The 23,744-nt window shown below is 43.6% G+C and carries 24 protein-coding genes; 18 read left to right on the forward strand and 6 right to left on the reverse strand.

Annotated elements, in window-relative coordinates; all coding sequences use genetic code 11:
• Window positions 1–5: 5 nt before the first annotated feature.
• The 5 genes from CWC03_RS15855 (at window position 6) to CWC03_RS15875 (ending at window position 3,774) form a co-directional block, all read left to right on the forward strand.
• A complete protein-coding gene (locus CWC03_RS15855) occupies window positions 6–1,151 on the forward strand; it encodes a protein-glutamate methylesterase/protein-glutamine glutaminase (protein WP_138582716.1) in 1,146 nt (381 codons plus the stop codon).
• 128 nt (window positions 1,152–1,279) lie between these two features.
• Window positions 1,280–2,050: a ParA family protein gene (locus CWC03_RS15860; protein ID WP_010369100.1), complete on the forward strand. Its 771-nt coding sequence runs from the start codon at window positions 1,280–1,282 to the stop codon at window positions 2,048–2,050.
• Between the two features lie 8 nt (window positions 2,051–2,058).
• Entirely contained in the window at window positions 2,059–2,820 is a 762-nt protein-coding gene (locus CWC03_RS15865) for a chemotaxis protein CheW (RefSeq protein ID WP_138582717.1), read from the forward strand.
• 24 nt (window positions 2,821–2,844) lie between these two features.
• Window positions 2,845–3,342: a chemotaxis protein CheW gene (locus tag CWC03_RS15870; RefSeq protein ID WP_010369098.1), complete on the forward strand. Its 498-nt coding sequence runs from the start codon at window positions 2,845–2,847 to the stop codon at window positions 3,340–3,342.
• Window positions 3,343–3,774: a DUF2802 domain-containing protein gene (locus tag CWC03_RS15875; RefSeq protein ID WP_138582718.1), complete on the forward strand. Its 432-nt coding sequence runs from the start codon at window positions 3,343–3,345 to the stop codon at window positions 3,772–3,774.
• A gap of 33 nt (window positions 3,775–3,807) precedes the next feature.
• Here the strand turns inward: CWC03_RS15875 and CWC03_RS15880 are convergent, their stop codons facing one another.
• Together CWC03_RS15880 and fliK are read right to left on the reverse strand one after the other, a co-directional pair.
• On the reverse strand, window positions 3,808–4,104 hold the full coding sequence (locus tag CWC03_RS15880; RefSeq protein ID WP_010369096.1) for an EscU/YscU/HrcU family type III secretion system export apparatus switch protein: 297 nt from the start codon (window positions 4,102–4,104) through the stop codon (window positions 3,808–3,810).
• A gap of 5 nt (window positions 4,105–4,109) precedes the next feature.
• A complete protein-coding gene (fliK, locus tag CWC03_RS15885) occupies window positions 4,110–6,560 on the reverse strand; it encodes a flagellar hook-length control protein FliK (RefSeq protein WP_138582719.1) in 2,451 nt (816 codons plus the stop codon).
• Window positions 6,561–6,663: 103 nt separating this feature from the next.
• On the opposite strand from fliK, the gene ccmA reads away from it, so the two are divergent.
• The 10 genes from ccmA to CWC03_RS15935 are packed head-to-tail and all read left to right on the forward strand — an operon-like array spanning window position 6,664 to window position 14,401.
• Complete coding sequence (gene ccmA, locus CWC03_RS15890) at window positions 6,664–7,287, forward strand: cytochrome c biogenesis heme-transporting ATPase CcmA (RefSeq protein WP_081489968.1); 624 nt, start codon at window positions 6,664–6,666, stop codon at window positions 7,285–7,287.
• Complete coding sequence (ccmB, locus tag CWC03_RS15895) at window positions 7,287–7,973, forward strand: heme exporter protein CcmB (RefSeq protein ID WP_010606377.1); 687 nt, start codon at window positions 7,287–7,289, stop codon at window positions 7,971–7,973. The genes ccmA and ccmB overlap by 1 nt, the downstream gene beginning before the upstream one ends.
• Before the next feature lies 1 nt (window position 7,974).
• Complete coding sequence (locus CWC03_RS15900) at window positions 7,975–8,712, forward strand: heme ABC transporter permease (protein ID WP_138582720.1); 738 nt, start codon at window positions 7,975–7,977, stop codon at window positions 8,710–8,712.
• Window positions 8,713–8,714: 2 nt separating this feature from the next.
• Window positions 8,715–8,918, forward strand: a complete 204-nt coding sequence (gene ccmD / locus CWC03_RS15905) for a heme exporter protein CcmD (RefSeq protein WP_099030292.1) — start codon at window positions 8,715–8,717, stop codon at window positions 8,916–8,918.
• On the forward strand, window positions 8,915–9,394 hold the full coding sequence (gene ccmE / locus CWC03_RS15910) for a cytochrome c maturation protein CcmE (protein ID WP_128727857.1): 480 nt from the start codon (window positions 8,915–8,917) through the stop codon (window positions 9,392–9,394). Before ccmD ends, ccmE begins: the two co-directional genes overlap by 4 nt.
• A gap of 1 nt (window position 9,395) precedes the next feature.
• On the forward strand, window positions 9,396–11,354 hold the full coding sequence (locus CWC03_RS15915) for a heme lyase CcmF/NrfE family subunit (protein WP_138582721.1): 1,959 nt from the start codon (window positions 9,396–9,398) through the stop codon (window positions 11,352–11,354).
• A gap of 1 nt (window position 11,355) precedes the next feature.
• Window positions 11,356–11,928, forward strand: a complete 573-nt coding sequence (locus CWC03_RS15920; protein ID WP_138582722.1) for a redoxin family protein — start codon at window positions 11,356–11,358, stop codon at window positions 11,926–11,928.
• The gene (locus CWC03_RS15925; RefSeq protein ID WP_138582723.1) at window positions 11,925–12,389 is read left to right on the forward strand and encodes a cytochrome c-type biogenesis protein; all 465 of its coding nucleotides are present in this window, start codon (window positions 11,925–11,927) and stop codon (window positions 12,387–12,389) included. Before CWC03_RS15920 ends, CWC03_RS15925 begins: the two co-directional genes overlap by 4 nt.
• 26 nt (window positions 12,390–12,415) lie before the next feature.
• Window positions 12,416–13,669, forward strand: coding sequence for a c-type cytochrome biogenesis protein CcmI (gene ccmI, locus CWC03_RS15930; RefSeq protein WP_502705373.1), 1,254 nt, complete (start codon window positions 12,416–12,418; stop codon window positions 13,667–13,669).
• Window positions 13,670–14,401, forward strand: a complete 732-nt coding sequence (locus tag CWC03_RS15935) for an MlaA family lipoprotein (protein ID WP_138582725.1) — start codon at window positions 13,670–13,672, stop codon at window positions 14,399–14,401.
• A gap of 46 nt (window positions 14,402–14,447) precedes the next feature.
• On the opposite strand, the gene CWC03_RS15940 is transcribed toward CWC03_RS15935, so the two are convergent.
• Both CWC03_RS15940 and CWC03_RS15945 read right to left on the reverse strand, forming a co-directional pair.
• Window positions 14,448–16,466 carry a TonB-dependent copper receptor gene (locus tag CWC03_RS15940; protein ID WP_138582726.1) on the reverse strand — a complete coding sequence of 673 codons (2,019 nt, stop codon included), beginning with the start codon at window positions 16,464–16,466 and terminating at the stop codon, window positions 14,448–14,450.
• 89 nt (window positions 16,467–16,555) lie between these two features.
• Window positions 16,556–17,776: an EAL and HDOD domain-containing protein gene (locus tag CWC03_RS15945; protein WP_138582727.1), complete on the reverse strand. Its 1,221-nt coding sequence runs from the start codon at window positions 17,774–17,776 to the stop codon at window positions 16,556–16,558.
• A 319-nt stretch (window positions 17,777–18,095) separates the two neighbouring features.
• On the opposite strand from CWC03_RS15945, the gene putP reads away from it, so the two are divergent.
• On the forward strand, window positions 18,096–19,577 hold the full coding sequence (gene putP / locus CWC03_RS15950; RefSeq protein ID WP_138582728.1) for a sodium/proline symporter PutP: 1,482 nt from the start codon (window positions 18,096–18,098) through the stop codon (window positions 19,575–19,577).
• Window positions 19,578–19,659: 82 nt separating this feature from the next.
• On the opposite strand, the gene bcp is transcribed toward putP, so the two are convergent.
• A complete protein-coding gene (gene bcp, locus CWC03_RS15955; protein ID WP_138582729.1) occupies window positions 19,660–20,133 on the reverse strand; it encodes a thioredoxin-dependent thiol peroxidase in 474 nt (157 codons plus the stop codon).
• Window positions 20,134–20,142: 9 nt separating this feature from the next.
• Window positions 20,143–20,676, reverse strand: a complete 534-nt coding sequence (locus CWC03_RS15960) for a glycine cleavage system transcriptional repressor (RefSeq protein WP_010369065.1) — start codon at window positions 20,674–20,676, stop codon at window positions 20,143–20,145.
• A 332-nt stretch (window positions 20,677–21,008) separates the two neighbouring features.
• On the opposite strand from CWC03_RS15960, the gene bamC reads away from it, so the two are divergent.
• A complete protein-coding gene (bamC, locus tag CWC03_RS15965) occupies window positions 21,009–22,067 on the forward strand; it encodes an NlpB/DapX family lipoprotein (protein WP_138582730.1) in 1,059 nt (352 codons plus the stop codon).
• A gap of 64 nt (window positions 22,068–22,131) precedes the next feature.
• The gene (locus tag CWC03_RS15970; RefSeq protein ID WP_138582731.1) at window positions 22,132–23,502 is read left to right on the forward strand and encodes a YjiH family protein; all 1,371 of its coding nucleotides are present in this window, start codon (window positions 22,132–22,134) and stop codon (window positions 23,500–23,502) included.
• Window positions 23,503–23,744 lie beyond the last annotated feature (242 nt).

Genomic DNA, 23,744 nt, shown 5'->3' on the forward strand with positions numbered 1-23,744 from the left:
TGCCAATGGCAGTTAAAGTGTTAGTCGTAGACGATTCAAGTTTTTTCCGTCGTCGAGTCAGTGAAATTTTAGAAAAAGACAGTGAAATCAAAGTTATAGATTTTGCAGTTAATGGAAAGGAGGCGGTTGAAAAGGCCGCTTCATTGCGTCCAGACGTAATTACGATGGATGTAGAGATGCCTGTGCTTGATGGGATCAGTGCGGTAAAGCAGATCATGCAGGCCACGCCGACCCCAATCTTAATGTTCTCTTCATTAACGCGTGAAGGAGCCAGTGCTACGTTAGATGCTCTGGATGCTGGCGCTGTAGATTTCTTACCGAAAAAGTTTGAAGACATCGCTCGTAATAGCGAAGAAGCAATCAAATCATTACAAAATAAGGTAAAGGAAATTGGCCGCCGGCGCGTTAGCCGTTTTACCCGCCCTACTATTGCGACCCCGCCAAAGCGCGTCGAGTCTAGAGCAACTCGCGCTGATACAGGACGAGCAACGATCCCTCAACCGGATAGAAGCTTTCAGAGGCCGATATCTGGTGGTACGTCTAGTGCTGCGGGTGCTAGAGCATCGGGTAAGAAATATGGAATGGTTGCAATTGGTACATCAACAGGTGGACCCGTTGCACTGCAAACAATACTAACTCAGCTGCCTGCAAACTTTCCTCATCCAATTTTACTTATCCAGCATATGCCAGCCGCATTTACACCTGCGTTTGCAGCAAGATTAAATAGTTTATGTCAGATTAAGGTTAAGGAAGCGGAGCAAGGTGATAGATTAATGCCGGGTGTGGCCTATTTAGCGCCTGGTGGTAAGCAAATGCTGGTTGAAAATCGCGGTGGCAGTAAGACACTAAAAGTGTTTGAAGATGATAGTCCAAGGATCACCTATAAACCCAGCGTTGATGTGACATTTGCAAGTGTTGCAAAAGCTTATGGCGGCGACACGTTAGCGATTGTCTTAACGGGAATGGGCGCAGATGGCCGAGATGGTGCTCGTATGTTAAAACAGGTGGGGGCAACTATTTGGGCGCAAGATGAAGCGACTTGTGTTGTTTATGGTATGCCTCAGGCTGTCGCTGGCGCTGGACTTTCGTCGGATAGTATCGCCCTACAAGACTTTGCTGCGAGAATTAATAAAGAAGCGGGTAGCCAATAGACCAAGTCATTTACTTGGTTGCTTTGCTTGAAGCTTGTAAATATCAAACGTCTAAAAAGAATGAATAACACTGAGTTGGTATAGTATCTATTGAACGAAATCAATAGTGATAAGCGAAGGAATATAGAGTGAAAATTTGGACAGTAGCAAATCAAAAAGGTGGCGTGGGTAAAACCACGACGACGGTGAGCTTAGGAGGCATTCTTGCCGAACAGGGGCACCGAGTTTTGCTTATTGATACTGATCCACATGCTTCACTGACATATTACTTTGGTATTGATTCTGAAGAGCTAGAAGTCAGTGTGTATGACATTTTTGCACGCGGCAGCAGTATGACGAGTGAGGAAATTTTACAGTCTCTTTGTCCATCAACCATAGAGAACCTTGATATTTTGCCTGCCACTATGGCCATTGCTACACTTGATCGTAGTATGGGTAATAAAACGGGTATGGGACTTATCTTAAAGAAATCGCTCGAAAAAATAGCGGATCAATATGACTATGCTATTTTAGACTGCCCACCAGTCCTTGGGGTACTGATGGTTAATGCATTGGCAGCGAGTGAACGAATTTTAGTACCGGTCCAAACTGAGTTTTTGGCTTTGAAGGGACTAGATAGAATGATGCGCACAATGGAGCTGATGCAGTCTTCACAGCAGAAACAGTATCAATATACTATCATTCCAACTATGTATGATAAACGGACCAAAGCGTCGTTGGAGGCGTATAAAACGTTGCTAGCAACATACAAAGAGGCCGTTTGGCCAGGTGTGGTTCCTGTAGATACCAAATTTAGGGATGCGAGTCTTGCACAGCAAGTCCCGGTACAATTTTGTCCTAAATCACGAGGCGTGTTCGCTTATCGTGCACTTTTGGACTATTTAAAGCAGTTAAGCTAGAGAGCATAATGAGTAAGCATTTATTTGCAAATGAAAAGGTGATGAAGCAGTATCTTGGCGCCCTATTACAAGAGGAGCCAGAGATTGAACAATGCGAATTATCACCGGTTGCAAAGCTACTTGAACAAGTAAAAGAGCCGGAATCCGAACTTGAGGATACAGACCTTCCAGTTGTCGTTGCAACAGAGCGACAGGAGTCGGTGAGTGAAGTTATTGAAGAACAACCGAGTAAATTAGCTCAAGATCTTGAAGTCACTGAAAATACATCTATTATCAAAGAACAGACAACGATAGAATCTGTTTCTGCAAGGGAAGCCTATCAAGAAGGTGAATTTCAGGCATTGTTTTTTGAAGTTGCAGGCTTAACTCTGGCGGTTCCGCTTAAATCACTTGGGGGAATACACCAACTGGGTGAAGTCAATCAACTCTTTGGTAAACCTAAATGGTTTAAAGGCGTGATGCTAAATCGTGAAGAAAAGCTTAATGTTGTTGATACTGCGCGATGGGTAATGCCTGAGAAGTTAACACCAAAATTAGAAGATGCTCTGGATTACCAGTATTTGATTACGCTTGGGGATAGTAACTGGGGACTGTTAGCGGAGAAGCTAGTCAACAACTTAACACTCAAGCCTGAAGATATAAAGTGGCGCACAGCAGATGGTAAACGGCCTTGGTTGGCTGGGGTGATTAAAGAGAAAATGTGCGCGCTGATTGATGTAGAGAATTTAAACCGTTTGCTAGAACAAGGCCTCGATAGTCGAGAGCAGTAACTAGTATATTGATGGAGTGAAACCATGAGCCAAGATAGACTACTTTCTGCAGACAAAAATGCTGATAGTAATGATGAAGTATTGCAATGGGTTACTTACAAGCTTGAAGAGGAAACTTACGGTATCAATGTAATGCAAGTGCAAGAAGTATTGCGTTATACCGAAATTGCACCAGTCCCAGGTGCGCCAAGCTACGTACTCGGGATCATTAATCTGCGTGGTAACGTTGTAACGGTTATAGACACGCGAGCTAGGTTTGGTCTGCAAAGTGCAGAAGTAACGGATAATTCAAGAATTGTGATTATCGAAGCCGAGAAGCAAGTTATTGGTATTTTAGTAGATAGCGTTGCTGAGGTAGTTTACTTACGTAGCTCGGAAATTGACAGCGCGCCAAACATTGGCACCGAAGAAAGCGCTAAGTTTATCCAAGGCGTATCAAATCGAGAAGGCGAGCTATTGATTTTAGTCGATCTTAATAAGCTATTAAGCGATGATGAATGGGATGAGCTGAGTCATATCTAGATGTCTGAAGTAGTAAACGCACAAACCGTTTTACTCGTCATATCAATAACCTCAAGCATACTTGCATTAGTATGCTTGAGGTTTGTTTTTGTGCTGGGTAAAAAATTACAGAATGCGCAGGGCCAAACAACGCAACTTTCGAGCTCACTACAAGGTGCTGAGCAACAAATAGCAATATTACGCAGCGAAGTTGCAGAGTTACGCGCCAGTATCATGAGTATTGGTAAGCGGGTGGTCGCGACCGAGCAAGAATTAAATGATGTTGCGAATCAGCAAGCGGCACAGAAATATGATGACCCTGACGCAAAAATGTATTCTCGTGCCGTGAAAATGGTGGAACTTGGCGCTGATATTGAAGAGGTGATGCGCGAGTGTGAGTTGCCAAGAGCTGAGGCTGAGCTGCTCATGTCGTTACATAACAAATCAAAATAATCGTCTAGCAAGTAGCAAGCTAGAAAATTTTGGCTATGCCTTGATATCTAGCTTGCCACGAAAACCTTCCCAGCCAGGTGGAAACTTACCACGCATAATATAAGAAAAAGCGATGAGTTCAGCAATCACATAGTAGAGCTCCCTTGGGATCTCTTGGTGTAACTCAAGCGCACTGAGTGTTTGTGCTAATGATTCATCTTCATGGATCATGATGTTTTTCTCTTTTGCCAGCGCAATAATTTCCTCTGCCAGCTCGCCATATCCTTTAAAGGTGACCTGAGGTGCGCTTCCTGCTTCATATAACAGTCCGATAGCAGATTTTTGTGTCATCTTTTTTACACCTTAATGTTGATAATTGCGTGTTCATTAAAGAACTTATCTTGAAAGCTGGCTTCTTCCCTAAGGCCTATCTCTGCGACTTGTAGTCCATGAGATGCTAACTTATGTCTGAGCATTGCTAAATGTGGCTCTGCGAGCTGCTTGACCTGACTGGAGGTAGCTACTAATGCACATTCTAGGGCCTTATCCATCAGCTCGGCTTGGGCATGGATCTGACCTTTTTCTGCAAAATCAAAACAAAGACGAATAAACCATACAGACTTCTCTGGCATGCCAGGTTTGGGCGACTTTTTATATTCACCTATTTGTAATTGTGTTTGCTGTTGCTCTTGTCCTACTTTAGTGGGGAAGAGTAGGTTAACAATCAACTGCGCTTCGCTGTCTTGTTTTGCAGAGTTGGTCGCTGTAGTGTGTGATTGTTGCGGTTGTAATTGGTTGTGCAATTGCCCCAATTCGTTTAACAGCTCTTTTGCTTGTGGTTGTTGAAGCGCGTCAGCTGTTTGCTTGGGGGAAAGCTGCTTCAGCTGTGGTAGCAGCGCATCCAGCAAAGCTTGTATTTTTTGCGGTGCTTGCTCATTGCTCTGAACTTGATTTGCCACCTGACTACCTAATAGTGACACAATTAAACGCTCCAACATTTGTGTAAAGCTCGATTGAGCTAAACTTGTTGGCGTGTTAGTAAAGGTTGCCATGCCCAGTTGGCTTTCTAACTGGTTTTTAACGGTAAGCGCGTTGACTGAACGGTCATCAAGCAAGCGTGTAAATGCTTGGTTGACTAATTTCTGTAATTCAGGCGCTTGTTTGAATGTATCTGCTTTTACGAGCTTTTCGATGGTTGCAGAAGCTTGGCGTAACATGTTTGGTGTGTTTTCTTTTTGCTCGGGTTTAGCCATGGGCAGTGTAAGCAGGGCTTCAATTATCCCTTTAATTTGATTGCTAATAGACTGTGGCGCTGGGGAAGGCGTAGCGGTTATTTGTTTGCCTTGTGATTGTGTAGATTGCAATTGGGATATTTTAGCAGAATCTACAGGTGTAGAGCTCGCTTTACGATAAAGCGGCCGCGCTAAGACTTGTGTCAGCTGTTCAACTTGCTTATTGTTAAGCGATTGTTTACCTGTGAGAGTGTCCAATAATAAGGACAGAGCCTTTTGTTTCACCTCAAAATCGACTGGTGGCGCTTGATATTTTGGTGTCGCTGCGAGCTGTTGTTGTAAATAGTGAGCAATAGAGTTGGCTAACTTTTCGCTTTGCAAAGGTACGTGACTTTTTTGCAGTGGTAACGGTTGCTTTGCCATCAGCTCTGTAAGATTAAGTTTTATTTGGTTTGTGAGTTGTTGCAGTGGCGTGCTTGGCTTATTTTCGTTGTGAGCACTCACTATCTCACTTTGCGCAAACAATCTTGAGGCCGAACGTTTCGATATATCACTTTGGTCGTCTTTAAGCGGAGAGTTCGTGGATTGATTGAGCTGACTTGTGAGTGGCTTCCCAAAAGGTCTTCCGATCAGGACTTGCAGTGCTTTTGCTACTGTTGACTTAATTTGTTGCAAATTGACTTCAAATAACGGCTTGTCATACGCCAGCGTATGTACTGATGCTAAGCGTGACTCAAGCGGTGATTGGGCTTCCTTACTAACCGCGCTTACCTGTTGCAGCAAAGCGCTAAGCGGCTTTATGGTTTCTACTTTTACTTGCTGCGCAGGTTTAGTGATATCAATCCCATTGAAAGCCGTTTTTACTTCGCCCTTTTGCCATGTGGTGGCAGCCGGCCAGTTACTGCTAATTGGCGATAAGATTACAGGACGGTCATTAATTTTAAGTGTTAATCCGCTTGGCTGCGGTTTTATCTCAACGCTGCTAAGTTGACTAGAGATAAGTTTTGCAATCATTGACTTAGGTAAAGCCGTATTAAACAGCAAGTCTTTAAATTGATTGACAACTTGCAAGGAAACATTACTTTGTTGAGCATTAAGATGCGCAATGAGTTTGTTTTCACTTGCGAGCAATTGTGCTACGGCTTGTGGAAGCGGTACTTTTAAATCAAGCGCCTTGATGTGTAATGTGGTGTCTGGCAACGTGGTTGCTGAAGACTGTACTACTGGGTTTGGCGTATGCGTCTTTAGCGTCGTTAATATATCAAAAAGCTGTTTTGTCAGCGTTACTTGCGCTTGTAATTTGGGCGTTTGAAAGGTGACCACCTTGCCAGTTTCATCGATACTAACCTGTGCTTCTGGAAGCTGATTGGGCTGAGTTGGAGGCTTAAGCGCAAGTTGGATAGTTTGCCAGCGGCCATCAATTGCCACATCCATTTTTAGTTTATCGTTACTAATTTGGATATTCTTTGCTGCAAACGGTTGGTTTTTGGCTAAGTCTAATCTCGATACTTCGCTATTATCTGTGCTTATCACAGATGCTGTCGTCGTATTTGTCGTAATTGGCAGCTTATTCATTATTTTAAATCAAATTTTCGCTAATCGGTCGCATCGGATTATTCGTATTACCATACCATTATGTTAGACTAACGCCCAATTTTAGGTAAAGAGAAGCCCAAGTTTGCTAGAGATAGACGCCGTCACTTGTACCAAACAAGATAGATGCTTGTTTGACTCATTAAGTTTCACTCTCCATGCGGGGCAGATCATGCAAATTGAAGGCCCAAATGGTGCCGGAAAAACCTCTTTGTTGAGGATCATTGCTGGATTCGCTAGAGCGGACGAAGGGCAGATCCGCTACAACAGCACTGATATCCGTGATGATTATGATTCATTCGCAGCCGATTTATTATTTATTGGTCATAAGACAGGTGTCAATCAACAACTTAGTGCCTACGAAAATGTCCAACATTGGCTTATGGTTCACGGCGCTCAGGCAGATGAAGAAGAAGTTTATACATTGCTTGCTAAGCTCGGCTTAATCGGACTTGAAGATGTACCTGTGCGAACGTTATCTGCGGGTCAGCAGCGCCGTGTAGCGTTAGTACGTTTGTGGCTAAATCAAGCCAAGCTTTGGGTGCTAGATGAACCATTTACTGCGCTGGACAAAAAAGGGGTCGCCATGTTGCAAACCCAATTTCAGTCTCATCTCGACAAGGGGGGCGCCATTTTATTGACGACCCACCAAGATCTCACCGCACACTTTGCACAGTTACAAACTTTGGCGTTGGAGTACCGTTTGTAATGCAGACTCAACATTCTTATTGGTTAGCTTTTAAATCGGTTTATGCCAAAGATGTGACCTTGGCTTTTAGACAACGCGCTGAGATAGTCAATCCGCTGTTGTTTTTCTTAATCGTGATCACCTTATTTCCGTTAGCAATTGGGCCCGAACCTGCGCTGCTTACCAGAATGGCACCGGGTATTATTTGGGTAGCGGCGCTTTTATCGACTATGTTAGGTCTAGATAAATTATTTAGGGACGATTACAACGACGGCTCATTAGAGCAATTGATTGCTTCACCTTATCCTTTATCGCTATCAGTATTAGCAAAAGTAGCAGCGCATTGGACAGTCAGTGGTTTGCCAATGGTGGTGCTTGCGCCCTTGTTCGCGCTGTTAATGAATCTCGAGTCGCAGTCTCTTAATGCGACTGTATTGACCTTACTGATAGGTACACCGTTATTAAGTTTTATTGGGGCTATTGGCGCAGGACTCACCGTTGCATTGCAAAAGGGTGGCATTTTAATGAGTTTACTCGTCCTTCCGCTTTATATCCCCGTATTGATTTTTGCAACGTCCGCCATAGATACCAGTAGCATGTCTTTAGCGTATGGTGGTCAACTTGCAATCCTTGGTGCGATGCTTGCCGTCGCAATTGTCGCCGCACCAATTGCCATATCGTCAGCTTTAAGAGTGAGTGTAAGTTAAAATGTGGAAGTGGTTACATCCTTATGCCAAAGCGGAGCGTGCTTACCAACTGTGTAACACCTTGCTTCCTTACTTTGCCGTGATTGCGATAGTGGGCTTAATTGTTGGATGGGTTTGGGGGTTAGCCTATGCGCCAGCCGACTACCAACAAAAAGATAGCTATCGTATTATCTTTATTCATGTGCCATCGGCTATCTGGTCGATGGGTGCATACTCTTCTATGGCTATTGCAGCTATTGTTGCCTTGGTATGGCAAATTCGAAATGCTGAACTGGCGGTAATTGCCATTGCGCCAATTGGTGCGGCAATGACCGCAATTGCGTTAATCACTGGTGCTGCTTGGGGTAAACCAATGTGGGGCGCTTGGTGGGTCTGGGATGCAAGATTGACGTCAGAGCTTATCCTTTTGTTTTTGTATTTTGGTGTTTTGTCTCTATATCACGCCTTTGAAGATAAAAAATCAGGTGGTCGAGCTGCCTGTATCCTTGCCATTGTCGGGGTTGTTAATCTGCCTATTATTCATTTCTCAGTAGAGTGGTGGAATACGCTGCATCAAGGGTCAACTATCACCAAATTTGATACTTCAGCGATTGATCCTTCCATGTTGTGGCCTTTGCTTATCAACATAGTGGCGTTTGCAGGTGTGCTTGGCGTGGTTACGCTAATTCGTTTGAAAAATGAAATATTACGAAGCGAGCAACATCGTCCTTGGGTCCGCGAATTAGTGAATAGGGGTTAATCATGCAGTTTGAATCCTTCAGTGAATTTTTAGCCATGGGTGGCTATGGCTTTTATGTTTGGCTCTCATTCGGCTCATGTGCATTAATACTTGCTGGTATTTTAGTCGGCTCTATCTTGGATGGTAAGAAGCTAAAGCAAGCAGTTAAAGCGCAAATGGCAAGAGAAGCACGCATTAAAAAAGCAAAAGAGGAGTCGCAAGCATGAATCCTAGACGCAAAAAAAGATTATTCACCGTTATAGCCGTTATCTTTGGTATTGGCGCGGCGGTCGGGCTTACGCTTTACGCACTACAAGAAAATATTAATCTGTTTTACACGCCGAGCGAGCTTGTTGAAGGTAAAGGTGAGTTAAAAGAAATACCGCAGATAGGTCAGAAACTGCGTATTGGTGGTATGGTTGTGCCAGGTTCCGTGGTGCGTGATGAAACGTCTTTAGATGTGTCATTTAAACTTATCGACACCGGTCCTATGGTTACTATTCGTTATAAAGGCATTCTTCCTGATCTGTTCCGTGAAGGCCAAGGTATCGTAGCACAAGGTACGTTAGTTGAGTCTAATGTAGTTGAAGCGTTTGAAGTGCTAGCCAAACACGATGAAGAGTATATGCCATCAGAAGTGGCAGAAGCCGTGAAAGGCATTAAGCACGAAAAGCCAAAATATAATTTAAACAGCGAGAACTAAGATGGTCCCAGAAATAGGTTACTTCGCCTTAGTTCTGGCGATGGCATTGAGCTTATTACTTTGTATTTTTCCATTGTGGGGTGCTTATACGGGTAATTTAAGACTGATGAAAGCTGCCCCTTCACTGGCTGTTGGTCAGTGTATCCTCGTGGTATTTTCATTTTTGGTGCTGATTTACATCACATTAATGAATGACTTTACAGTTGAATATGTGGCACATCATTCAAGTAGCACCCTGCCTTGGTATTATAAAATCACTTCAACTTGGGGTGGGCATGAAGGTGCAATCTTACTTTGGTTGGTGATGCAATCCATGTGGACCATGTTGGTTGCAGTGATGTCAAAATCGTTGCCATGGGTATTGCGAGCGCGTGTGCTAGGTGTACTCGGCTTTTTAGGTGTGGGTTTTATGCTCTATACCCTTTGGATGTCGAGCCCGTTTGAACGTTTGCTTCCTTACTTCCCTGTTGAAGGGCGTGATTTGAACCCATTGCTGCAAGACCCCGGCATGATCATTCATCCGCCACTCCTTTACATGGGTTATGTGGGCTTATCCGTGTCTTTCTCTTTTGCAATTGCTGCGCTTTTAACCGGTGAACTTGATAACACTTGGGCTAAATGGTCACGTCCTTGGACAATGGCTGCATGGGGCTTTCTTACGCTAGGCATTACCATTGGCAGTTGGTGGGCGTACTCAGAGCTAGGCTGGGGTGGTTGGTGGTTCTGGGATCCAGTAGAGAACGCTTCACTGATGCCTTGGCTTGTTGCAACTGCTTTATTGCATTCACTCGCAGTAACAGAAAAGCGTGGTGTGTTTAAGTCTTGGACAGTGCTACTTGCTATCACTGCATTTAGTTTATGCTTACTTGGCACCTTTATCGTTCGTTCTGGGATCATCGTTTCGGTGCATGCGTTTGCAACCGATCCTGACCGTGGTTTGTATATCCTGTCCTTCTTAGCAGTGGTTGTAGGTGGTAGTTTAGCGCTATACGCAATGCGCGTAGCTCAAGTGTATAGCGAAGGGCGTTATCAATTCATTTCGCGTGAAGTGGCGCTGTGGATCAACAATATCTTCTTAGTGGTTGCGACCTTGATTGTATTATTGGGCACGTTATTGCCTATGATCCACAAAGAGTTGGGCTTAGGCTCTATTTCTATTGGCGTACCTTTCTTTAATCAAATGTTTGCGATATTAATCGTTCCGTTCGCGATTCTGCTGGGTTTAGCGCCTATGTTGCGTTGGAAACAAAATAAGATGCCGCCGCTGGTGAAAAAGTGGGCTGTGTTGATTGCGGTTAGTTTAGTGCTCACAGCGACCTGGTTGTACTCAAGCTATGAAGTGGTGGCACCACTGACATTTGTTGCGACCGCTTTAGCTGTGTGGATAAGTGTGGCTACTGCCGCTGACTTATTTAATAAAGTGACCGTTCACCCAAGTGTAGCAATCGGTTTTAAAAAGCTAGGGCTGAGCTATTGGGCAATGGTGCTCGGGCACGTTGGTATTGCTTTTGTTATCGCGTCGGTGACGTTAACTTCCGCATACTCTGTTGAACGCTCTGTAAGCATGAAACCCGGTGAAACGGCGAAGCTAAACGAGTACGAATATCGCTTTGATGGCGTAAAAGAAATTCGAGGCCCGAATTATGGTGGGCATGCAGGCGTAGTGACGGTATTCAAAAATGGTAACAAGGTTGTCGAGTTATACGCGGAAAAACGTCGCTATGATATAGGGATGCAGTTTATGACCGAAGCCGCGATTGATGATGGCTTCTTCCGTGACTTATATCTTGCTCTAGGCGAGCCGCTTTCTGCAGGTGCTTGGTCACTGAGGATTTATCACAAACCCTACGTGCGTTGGATGTGGCTTGGTGGACTACTCATCTCTTTTGCCGGCTTCATTGTGCTTGCGGATAAACGCTACCGCAGCCGCGTGAAAAAATCATCTCAAGTGGAGGCTTAACATGAACCGTAAGTTATTAGGTTTAGTGCCTTTTTTGATATTTATTTTTCTTTGTGTGTTTTTATATCAAGGACTCTTCGGTAATCCAAGAGAACTTCAGACAGGCCGTTTAGGGCATACTATGCCTGAGTTTTCATTACCCGATTTAATGGATAGTGATAAAATCTGGACGGCCGACTCGCTTAAGGGTGAAGTCTACTTAATGAACGTATGGGGCACTTGGTGTCCAACGTGTATCGCTGAGCTGGGTTATTTAACTGAGCTTAGAGCGCGCGGCGTGAAAATAATTGGTCTATATTACGAGCAGGCTTATGATCCAGATTTTGGCGACCAGTTTGATATCAATGCTCTAAGACAAGATGTCAATAATATGCTGATTCGTGCAGGTAACCCATACCAATTTAATATTCTCGATTTGGAGCGTACATTAGCGCTGGATTTAGGGGTTTCAGGCGCGCCAGAGACTTTTTTGGTAGATAAGCAAGGTAAGATTTTGTTGCATCATACTGGCGATATCAATGAACGCGTATGGCGCACTAAGTTTGCGGCAATCTATCAGGAGTTAACGCAATGAAATATGTAATTGTTTTGCTTTTAATGATGATTACCGCAGCAGCACAAGCAACGGAAGACAAATATAATTTTGCTACAGCGGAACGTGAGCAAACTTTCCGAGAGCTGACACATGAGCTACGTTGCCCGAAATGCCAGAACCAAAACATTGCAGATTCAGATGCCGTCGTTGCCAAAGATCTGCGCGACAAAGTTATTGCTTTGGTTAATGAAGGTCAGTCTAAGCAAGAGGTTATTGATTATATGGTCGACCGCTATGGCTATTTCGTTCATTATCAACCACCTGTTACGCCTGCAACAATCGTGCTTTGGGTACTACCAGTGGCAATCATTATTTTAGGCTTCGGCTTTATTGTATTTCGTCAAAAACGTGCTGCGAAAAAGCAAGATTGGAATGCAGCGGACGAACAAAAGCTGGCTGAGCTCATTAACCAATATCAACGTCAGGAGCGTGAGCAGTGAGCGAATTCTCGACAGATTTAACCCAAATGTGGTTTTTATTTCTTCTGCTGGGCATATTTGCCGGTCTCTTTGTAGTTTTTCCGTTTATAAAAAAGGAAAAGCGTATCACGGTTGATCACGATGCAAATGCCGAGCGTATCGATATTTACCATCAGCGTTTGGAAGAATTAGCAGAAGAGCTTGCTAATCAGCGTATCGAAAAAGACAGTTATAATGAATCTTTGATTGAGTTAAAACGTCGCTTATTGAATGAGTTATCGCCTGAACAATCATTGACGAGTCGCGGAGACAACCGTGTGTTGGCGCTGACAGGTATTGCTTTTATGGTTCTGGTGACCGGTGTTTTTTACTACTACACGGGGAACCACAGGCAAATAGCGAGTTGGAATGAAGCCATTGAAAAGTTACCTGAGTATGGTGAGCGCGCAGTAATGCAAACAGGTGAGCCGCTGAGCGCTAATGAATTACAAGCATTTGCACTGGGACTAAGAACCAAACTAGCAACTGCTGGCGATGATGCGGTGGCATGGATGTTACTTGGTCGTGTTGCAATGTCACTCAATGATTTTGAGATGGCCATGCAGGCTTTTGACAAAGCCCTTGTGATGCAGCCTAATAACAATAATGTCTTAGTGAACTATAGCCAAGTGTTATTGATAGAGGGTTCAGAGCCTAGTATGAATCGCGCGGCAAAAATGTTATCAAAAGTGCTTAAGAATGATCCGACTAATGTTGATGCGATAAGTTTGTTAGCGCTAATTGCTTATGAACGCCAAGATTGGAAAGAATCGAAAGCCGCATTTGAAGTCTTGTTGTCGCAATTGGCTCAAGACGATCCGCGTTATGAAATGATCGCAGGACGGATTGCGGAAATCGACCAACAGCTAGGTCAATATTCTGAAGAGACTGTGGCAGCTAACGCCAGTATTGTCGCTACGGTAACTATTTCAGCAGAGCTACAGAACAATATTCCTAAAAACAGTACATTGTTCGTTTTTGCAAAAGCTGCTGAAGGACCCACAATGCCATTGGCGGTAGCCAAAATTACAAACTTTAACTTGCCAATGACAGTAAACCTAGATGATAGTATGGCAATGATGCCTGAATTAACCTTGTCGAAATTTTCTCAAATTACGGTCACTGCTCGTATTTCTAATGATGGTTCAGTAATGCCTTCAGATGGAGAACTTGAGGGTGTTTCAAGCGTAATTGAGCTTCAACAGGGCGAAAATCAGCTCACTGTCGAGATTAGTCGTGTCTTAACAAATACAGGGAATTAAATGCTTAAAGCCGTGCTTACGGGCTTACTTGCGCTGACCATTGTCGGTTGTGCGCAAGTACCCGAAGAGAAAAAGGATCCACGAGATCCATTTCAATCACTTAACCGCCCACTCTATGATTTCAACATGGATGTGCTGGATGCCTATATTTTACGCCCTGTTGCTAAAGGGTATGTTGCGGTGACTCCCGCTCCGGTACGCAGTAGTGTTGTTAATTTCACCACCAATATCGCCGCACCTACCGATGCGGTAAACGCGGCGCTGCAGGGCAAGCCTGACCATATGGCAATCAATGTTGCTCGCTTCTTAGTCAACTCTACCGTTGGTATTTTTGGTCTATTTGATGTCGCGAAAACCCTAGGTCTTGAACTAAAAGATGAAGACTTTGGCCAAACTTTGGGGGTATGGGGCGTTGGCGATGGTGCATATATTATGCTCCCAGGTATGGGACCGACGACCGCGAGAAACTTAACGGGTGATGTAGTCGATAACTTTGTGTTGCCAGAAATCGCACTCACTACGCCACAAACGGTATTAGTATTTGCTCTGCGTGCGGTTGAAGCAAGAGCGGCTTTGATGTCGCAGGAAAAGCTGCTAAATGAGTCGCTTGATCCATACACTTTTTTGAAGGATGTCTATTATCAACGCCAGTTGTACGAGCTATTCGATGGCAATCCGCCAATAGAAGAAGAGCCGGATGATTTTGATGAGAACTTTTTAGAGAACTTGTAAAAACAAGGTCGGCAATCGCCGACCTTTTGGTTATCTGAGTATACGGTTAAAAGCGCCAGTTGAGATTTGCCCAGAGCGTTCGTCCAGGTTCATTGACTCGGTCAATCTGGTCAAAGCCACTTACCGCGGCGCCGGAGCGGCTTAAATGCTCGGCATAGGTTTTATCGAGTACATTATCTACTCCTGCACTGAGCTGTAATGCATCGCTATATTGATAATTGGTATTGAGTGAAAGCGTGCCAAAGCCTGCCGTCTCAGTGACGTCCTGCCCTGCAATATTCCCTTGTCCAATCGCTACTCTGTGTTGATGTTGTACTAATCTTACTAATCCGCCTAGTTGCCACTTATCGCTTAGTTGGTAATTGCTCGCAATACGCAGTTGTAGGGGCGGTTGCTGAGCTAATGCGAGATTGTCAGTAAGGTTATTACCCTTTACGTAGTTGATACTACCAGTGAGTTGTAGCGCTTTGCTCGCTTGCCACATTACTTCCCCTTCAAAGCCGAAGGTTTCCGCGTCAATATTTCTGGTCACTTTTGACATCATATTCATCTTTTTAAACATATCGTCTATCAGTAAATAGTCGTCAATTTGGTTATAGAACGCCGAGAAATTGAAGTTAACGTCTGTGAACTGCTTTATCAATCCAGCATCTAATTGCATGGTCTTTTCGGTATCGACATTAAAGGCGGAAATAGATGTTTCACTTCCTCGGCTGCCACCAACCACTTCCCAATAATCGGGAAAGCGCTCTGTAACGCCGAAGCCGACAAAATAGCTGCTGTTTTCAGTTTGCGCTTGATAACGGCTAAATCCGCTTAATAACGTATCGTCTCTTGTTTGTAGGGCGGTTGGGTTTGGTTTCATTGACATCATTGTGTTTAACATGGTGCGATGATCTTCACTTTGCCAATCATCAATGCGCAAACCGCTAACCCATTGGCTGGAGCGACTCAATTGATATTCGAACTCGGCAAATACACCGAGTTGTCTAAATTCAGCATCTATTTGGCGAGGCATCGTTTCTACCGGGTTGTTGAATTGATCTCGGCTGACTCGATTACGGTGCTCGTTTGCTTGATAATCGACACCGTAGACAAAAGTATGCTGGGTATTGATCTCTGAAGTTAATGTGAGGTTCGCGCCATATGTTTTACGGTCAGGATTGGAGGAGGTTGGGGCTTTCATCATCATGTTAGCAACAAAAGGACGCAAGCTATGATTGTCCATAATATGGTCAACATAATTATAATAAGCGTTAAACTTTAATTCTTCAATCAGTGATGAAAAGGAAGATAGCTTGATATTCAGGCCAATATTTTCACGGTCGAAGAGACTGCCATCCATCATACGATCGGCATAGGCAACTTCTCCATCACTCACCCCGTAAGTCATGGAGTAGAAGGCGTCATCGTTGGGAGTGTAAGCGAACTCGGTGTCAAGATTCCAGCGCTCGTAAGCCGAGTGAACTTTGGTACCATTGCCATCTTCATAATCATCGGCATCACTGTAATTTGCAGCGAACCGGGCGTAGCCGTGTTCATTACCAGCTTTGATATCGCTATTAATACTATGGCGACCTTGGCTTGAAAGCACCGCATTGGCGAAACCGATTACTTCAGACTTAGCAAGACGTTCATTCTCACGCTCAAACACCACAGTCGCAGCACTGTTGCCAGGACCATATAGCACAGTTTGTGGGCCTTTGATGACCTTTAAGGTGTCATAGGATTGTGGCGTAATATATGCCGTCGGCGGGTCCATGCGGCTACCGCAACCGCCAAGCGTTTGACCATTATTGGCGATAATGGCTATTCTAGAGCCTGCCATGCCACGAAACACAGGGTCTGCGCTTGCGCCGCCTTTTTTAATTAGTGAAAACCCCGTAATTGAAGAAAGTAAATCCGCACCATCTTGTGCGGGTAGAGGTTGGCGTACTGCTTTCGCGTCCGTTGCAAGCGTGATTGGTGTTTGCATCGGTGCGATAACAACGATTTTTTCAATTTCATCAGCATGCGTTATGGATGATAAGGAAGCAATAGCAAGAGAGAGCAGAGTGCGTTTCATATGTTCACTTTGAAGTTGTTTTAGTGAACTTATTTTATCGCTATCAGGCGTTTAGCGGGATGCGACAGATTGTCGCATCCTTTGGCTGGTTACTCTATCGCTTTTATTTGGGCATCACTCCAAATTTGCGATTTTTGATATAGCTCTGCGATATTTTCGCTGGTTACACCAAGAGATTTTGACATGGTTTCAACGCTATCCCAGTCACCTTTTTCCATAGATTCAGCAAGGTCCAGATAGATACCAAAAGCACTCGGCTTTTTCAGCAGAGTTGATTTAATTTCTTGAGATAAGGGTAATTTCGTTAATAAGCTTGCCATATCGTCATCGAGAATGGCGTCCATCAGTGACATCATGCCAACCAAAAATGTACTTCCAGTATCGGAGATTTTATTGGCCTTGGTTGCTATTGCCTCCATAAAATGTGCGCGCAATAATGAGAGTGAAAGTAGCTCTTTGGGCTTTTCAGTATTGAGCTGTGAAGCAAACAATAATGAGATCAGACGTTTAAGCTCATCGCTCCCGAGTACAACCAAGGCCTGTTTAATCGTCGATATCTCTGCTCGGCGTTTAAATACGGCACTATTTGCATAACGAAGAAGTTTGTAACTTAGATTTACATCGCGTTCAAAGACCTGAGTGATCCTAGTAAGATCGGGCTCAACGCTCGAAGTCTCATAAAGCAATTCAGCCATGGCTAATTCCGAGGGGGCTAGTGCTTTGGTTTTGACCATTTCGGGCTTGGCAAAAAAGAAGCCTTGAAAATATTTGAATCCAAGCGACTTGGCGAGTTCAAATTGCTCGTAGGTCTCTACTTTCTCAGCCACTAAATCTATATTAGGGAAATCCTGTATCGCGGTTTTAATGACATGGATTTGTTCTAGGTTAGTTGCCAAAAAATCGACTTTTATCTGGTCAATATAGGGAAAAAAATGGCGCCACACATTCTGGTGATTGTAATCGTCAAGTGCAAGCGTATAGCCTTGCTCTTTTAGCTCTTTTACACACGCTAAAAGTCGCTTTCCCGGTTGCACTGTTTCTAATATTTCGACGACGACTTGTTCTGGCGCTAACATTTGCACATAGCCTTTTGCTAGCGTCTCTAGGGTAAAGTTAATGTAAGCAGGGCGTTGATTTGTGAGATCATCAAGGCCAAAAGTAAACTGGCTGCCTTCAACCAAGCGACTTGTTGCTTCATCACCGTCAATTTCGGGAAATACATTATTTAGACCATCACGAAATAAAAGTTCGTAGCCAATCAATTCCCTTTGGACATCAAAAATTGGCTGGCGAGCCGCGTAAAAGTACATAGATACTACCGTCCAAACAAAATGCTATTGGCTTTAATATAAGGTAAAAGTGCAACCAGGTCACGTTGGGAAATTGAGTTTACAGAATATGGGTAAATACAGAACATAGGGTGAACGATAATTAACCTGTTGAATTAGGTACGAATCAAATGCTGTTTTGATCAATGGTCGCAGGTGGTTGGGTGTATGGTTTGTGCGTGTTATAGTGGGTTCTTTATGTTTTTGGCTTTTATTCAAAGTGAGTTAGAAATCGAATAACTAAGTGATAGAAAAAGCTCACATTTGGAGAAGAGCCCAACGAACAATTTAGGAGGCTAATTTGGAGATAGGTACGATAATCTCTCTCGCACTGTATTTTATTGCGATGTTGGGAATTGGGTTATACGCATATAAAAAGTCGACCAGTGATGTGTCGGGCTATATGTTGGGCGGTCGTAGCTTACCACCAAGTGTAGCGGCGCTTTCAGCGGGTGCATCCGACATGAGCGGTTGGATCTTAATGGGTCTACCTGGCGCCATGTTCTTGTATGGTTTTAGCAGTACATGGATTGCAATTGGCCTTGTGATCGGTGCTTGGCTTAACTATTTATTGGTTGCACCACGCCTACGTGTTTATACCGAGTATGCAAATGATGCGATCACCATTCCTGACTATTTTGCAAATCGTTTCGAAGATAAAGGAAACGCGTTAAGAATAGTCTCAGCGTTGGTGATCATTGTTTTCTTCACGCTTTATACCTCTTCTGGTGTAGTTGCCGGTGGTAAACTGTTTGAAAGCTCATTCGGCTTGAGTTACGAGAGTGGTTTATACATCACCACCAGCGTGGTTGTGCTTTATACTTTGTTTGGCGGCTTTTTAGCGGTAAGTCTGACTGACTTTGTTCAAGGTTGCATCATGTTTATCGCCTTGATTTTAGTGCCTTTAGTTACCTTCTCACTGCTCGATAATCCGCTATCTCAGACCCTAAATGAGTTAAATCCAACGATGTTAACTTGGGTTGGATCGGCTGGTGCAATAGGCATTATTTCAGCCATGTCTTGGGGGCTTGGCTACTTTGGTCAACCTCATATTATTGTGCGCTTTATGTCTGTTCGAAGTGTGAAAGACATGCCAACGGCACGACGCATAGGTATGAGCTGGATGATAGTCGCAGCTCTCGGTGCTGTGGGTACTGGTTTGTTTGGGGCAGCTTACGCACACGAACGTGGGATTGTTGTGGATGATGCCGAGACCATTTTCTTGATTTTATCTCAGCTGTTGTTCCACCCACTAATTGCAGGTTTTTTACTTGCAGCTATTCTTGCCGCAATTATGAGTACTATTTCTTCACAGCTGTTGGTGAGTTCGAGCTCGTTAACGGAAGACTTTTATAAGATTTTCTTGAATAAGAATGCGTCGGATAAGGAACTGGTGCTTGTTGGTCGTACTAGCGTGTTAGTTGTAGCGCTTGCTGCAATTTATCTTGCATATGACAGAGATAGCTCGATTCTAGATCTTGTAAGTAATGCTTGGGCTGGTTTTGGTGCGGCATTTGGACCACTGGTGTTGATAAGCTTATTCTGGTCTCGCATGAACTTTGCTGGAGCACTTGCTGGTATGGTATCTGGTGCGGTGACTGTGTTGGTATGGATCTATGGTCCGTTTACTTATAATGGTGAGCCGCTTAGTGCGACATTATATGAAATTGTCCCTGGGTTTATTGTCGCGACAATCGCTATCTTTGCGGTCAGCCTACTGACCAAGGAGCCAAGTAAAGAGATCACGACCCTATTTGATAAAGTAGAAAAAGCGCTTGATTAAAGTCAGTTGAAGCGATAAAAACGGAGCATTTGCTCCGTTTTTTATTTCTTAAATATACGTAAATACGGTTTGGCCAGTTACTTTAAGCGCTTTCTTTCAAGTAGTTAATCACAACTTCGTGGTGATCTTTGGTTTTGAACTTATTGAACACGTGCTTGATGGTACCGTCTTGACCGACTAAGAAAGATAGGCGATGAATGCCATCATATTCTTTACCCATAAATTTCTTTAGTCCCCACACACCAAACTCGTCGGCTACCGCGTGATCTTCATCCGAAAGTAAGTCAAAGTTAAGTTCTTTTTTATTTTCAAAGTTCTTTAACTTTTTCACAGGATCTGGACTGATGCCAACGGCTACGGTGTTTAATCCAGCTAGTTCAGCTTTGTGGTCGCGTAGATTTTCGGCCTGAACCGTACAGCCCGGGGTCAATGCTTTAGGGTAAAAATAGACTAAGACTTGGTGAGACTTTAATAAAGTCGTAAGTTCAACGGTCTCGTCGTTTTGGTTTTGCAGTGAAAATCGTGGCGCTTGATCACCAACTTTTAAAGTATTCATAGTAAATCCTTAGCGAATGCGTCTAAATATATAGTCTACGTTTAAGGAGTGAGAAAGATCTTCGAACTGAACTTTAAAGTTATCAATATCCACATCCACTGGAATATTAAACTCAAGCTCGCAGCGCATATGTAGCTCGTCTTCTTGCTCAAAGGTATCTGACTTCAGTGAACAAATATTCACTCCTTGGGCTGCAAAATAGCGCGTTACTTTGCTTAATGTACCGGGAGTATCTAGTCCTTCATATTCCAAAGTATAACCTGCACTGTATTCGCCTTGCTGATGGCTTGACGTGCGTTTCATCATGGTTAAGAGGCCGAGTTCCATCCCTTTGGCTGGTAAGGTATGTTCTACACGACTAATAGACGCCATGTCACCGGCGAGTAACATAATAAAGGTAAATTCATTTCCCAATATTGCGATACGACTGTCGATAATATTACAGTTGCAGTCACTTACAAGCTGTGTCAATTCGCCAACAATACCAGATCTGTCTTCTCCTATTGCGGTTAAGACAAGTTGATGGTTTGCATGCATGGTCATTTTGGAACCTCTGATTTCACGTAATGCGCTCAAGGTTAATAGTTAACGCGAAATACTACCATATCTGAGTTTTAGCGCTAGCGCGTTGTAATAAAAAATAGAATTAGGGTTGCGCGGCATGGTTGCTTGTTTTTCTAATGTATGACAAGTAACATAAGGCAAAATTTTGGCTATGAGATACGTGTTCCCAGTATAGTACGTGGAATATTTGATACCATAGCGTTATTAATTCAGAGATTGTCAATTTTTGGCAACTTTGTGTGAACCAATTCGGCAATCCTAAATCATAACTTTGATTCGAATAATAATAGGGTTTGCTAAGGAGTAAATGAGTGCAGTATTGGATCCCAAAATCACTGGTTCTTGGAATTGCCGTGAGTCTAAGCGGCTGTAGTATTTTCACAAATGATGCACATCATGAAAGAAATTATCGTGCAAATGCACCGGTGAAAGCCCCAGAGGGGTTAGCTCAGCCTTATCGAGACCCAGAATTCGCAATGCCAGTCGGCCAATATGAAAATACAGCTGAACCGGTAAGTTACCGTGCCCCGCAACAGGTACTAACAGTTGCGCAAGGCAGTTGGGTAGAGCAGGGCGAAGAAGCTGCAAGGATCTTTTTTGATAAGAATGACGGTATAGAAGATTTACCGGCATTTATTTGGCGCGCTGTGGATGGCGTTGTGGCGATGCACAATGCCGGACTTGAAAGCGATAACAAGGCACAAGGCTCAGTGACCACAACCTGGTATTCTCTGATCAAAGCAAAAGAAGGTTGGTTTTGGGAAGAAGCGACAGAGCCGTCCAAGCAAAAGTTTAAATTTACCTTGGAGCAAAAAGAGCACCAGCGCACCGCATCACTTCGTGCGGAGTTGGTCGATTATCAAGGCGATGGTGAGTTAACTGCGCTTCAGAAAAACCACCTCGAAGTTCGGGCACTGAACGAAGTTGTTTCAGAATTTGACTATCAATATCGTCTACTGCAAGTTGAAATGCGTAAGCGCCAAGGGGTACTGGCACTTGAACTTGGGTTTGACAAGAATGGTGATTCGGCGCTACTGACTGAAAAAGGTCAGGAAGCGGTGCTTGATCGCTTCTCAAACTTCCTTGAAAGAAGTAACTTTACGGTTGTTCGTGTCGATAGAGAAAAGCAGGAAGTTTTGGTTCGTTACGAAGCGCCTGAAAGCAGCGTTTGGGACTCTATTTGGGGTGAAGAAGCGGTTGTGTTGCCAATTGACAATGGTGATTACACGATAAAGATCGCGCAAGCGCAGGATACGCGTACTTCAATTACCTGGAAGGATAGCGAAGGTAACGTACTTGATGCAAACACCATGAATAACCTGCATCAAGCCTTGATCACTTTGCTTAGACAAAAAGGTCTAACAATCTAATAAATATAATAATTTAAAAACGAAAAGAGCTTCGGCTCTTTTCTTTGTTTTTGTGGAAGTAAAAATGACAGAGAGCACTATGACACCACGCTCCACCTTACAAACGTGGTTTGCGTTTATCGTACCGTCATTGATTGGTATCTTTTTATTTATGACGCCAGTGGCGGTGGGGGAAGCAATGACTATCCCAATCGCTGTTATGGCGAAGTGGTTACAAGCGCAAGTCGCTCCTTTTATTAACGACATGATTGTCGCAATAGTATGTATTACCGGGATCATGAGTTTGGTGATGAAGCTCCTAAGACCCCAAGCGCTATTAAAAATAACCATAATAAAGCACTTATTTGACGTTAGCTGGGTTTGGTTGATAACCCGACTAATTGGGATGGTGTTTATTGTGCTTACCTTCAATGGTGTTGGTCCAGAAGCGATCCATTCAGAAAATACAGGAGCACTAGTGCTGAATGACTTGCTACCTGTACTCTTTTCTGTCTTTATTCTTGCCGGCTTGTTATTGCCATTACTACTTAACTTTGGTCTACTAGAGATGGTTGGCACACTCTTAACCAAAGTGATGCGTCCGTTATTCGGTGTGCCAGGGCGTAGCGCGGTAAACTGTGTCGCTTCTTGGCTTGGCGATGGTAGTGTAGGTATCTTGATGACTGCTCGCCAATACGAAGATAAGCATTACACACAACGAGAAGCGGCAATCATTGGTACTACATTCTCTGCGGTTTCCATTACTTTCTGCTTAGTTGTTATTGGTCAAGTTAAACTCGAACACCTGTTCGCCCCTTTTTACCTCACCGTATGTGCAGCTGGCTTTGTTGCAGCAATTATAGTGCCGCGCTTACCACCGCTAAGGTTCAAAAAGGATATCTACGTAGATGGTAGCGATCACAATCAGGATTCAGAAGCGGTGCCAGAAGGAAAAGGCCTGTTAGGTCATTCTTTGGATATTGCGCTTGCTAAGGCTAAAACAGCACCAGGGCTTAAAGGAACATTAGAAGAAGGCCTGCACAATGCGTTAGATATGGTATTTGCTGTACTTCCCGTGGTTATGGCCGTTGGTACTTTTGCCCTGATCATCGCTGAATACACCCCTGCATTTCAATATTTAGGTACTCCTTTCGTTCCTTACCTTGAACTACTCAATGTAGCAGAAGCCGAAAAAGCAGCACAGACGATCGTGGTAGGCTTTGCTGATATGTTTATTCCGTCAATCCTCGCAGCAGGTTCTATTGAAAGTGATACCACTAGATTTATTGTTGCCGCAATGAGTGTTACCCAATTAATTTACATGTCTGAAGTTGGGGCATTACTGCTTGGTAGTAAAATCCCAGTGAATTTGTGGGAGCTATTCCTTATCTTTATTTTAAGAACGCTTGTTACGTTACCTGTTATCGTCTTTATGGCGAAATGGTTAGTTGGCTAAAATAACCCCCCTTCTATGCGAGGGGGTTTTATTTCTATAGCTAAACTTTTAGCTAATATATCTTCTAAAGAGAGTACTTTTCTTATCATTACTTTACTTAGTTATACCAGTTGTATTAAGTAAATGATCTATCTTGAAGCGGGGAAATAGCTTTAGTAGCAAGGCAAAAATTTTGCTATTTAGTTGTTCTAAATGAGAAATTTTTAACGAAGCTAATATGGTATTTCACCCTTCAAATTGAT

This window comes from Pseudoalteromonas sp. S2755, assembly GCF_005886535.1.
In the GTDB taxonomy this organism is placed as follows: Bacteria; Pseudomonadota; Gammaproteobacteria; order Enterobacterales; family Alteromonadaceae; genus Pseudoalteromonas.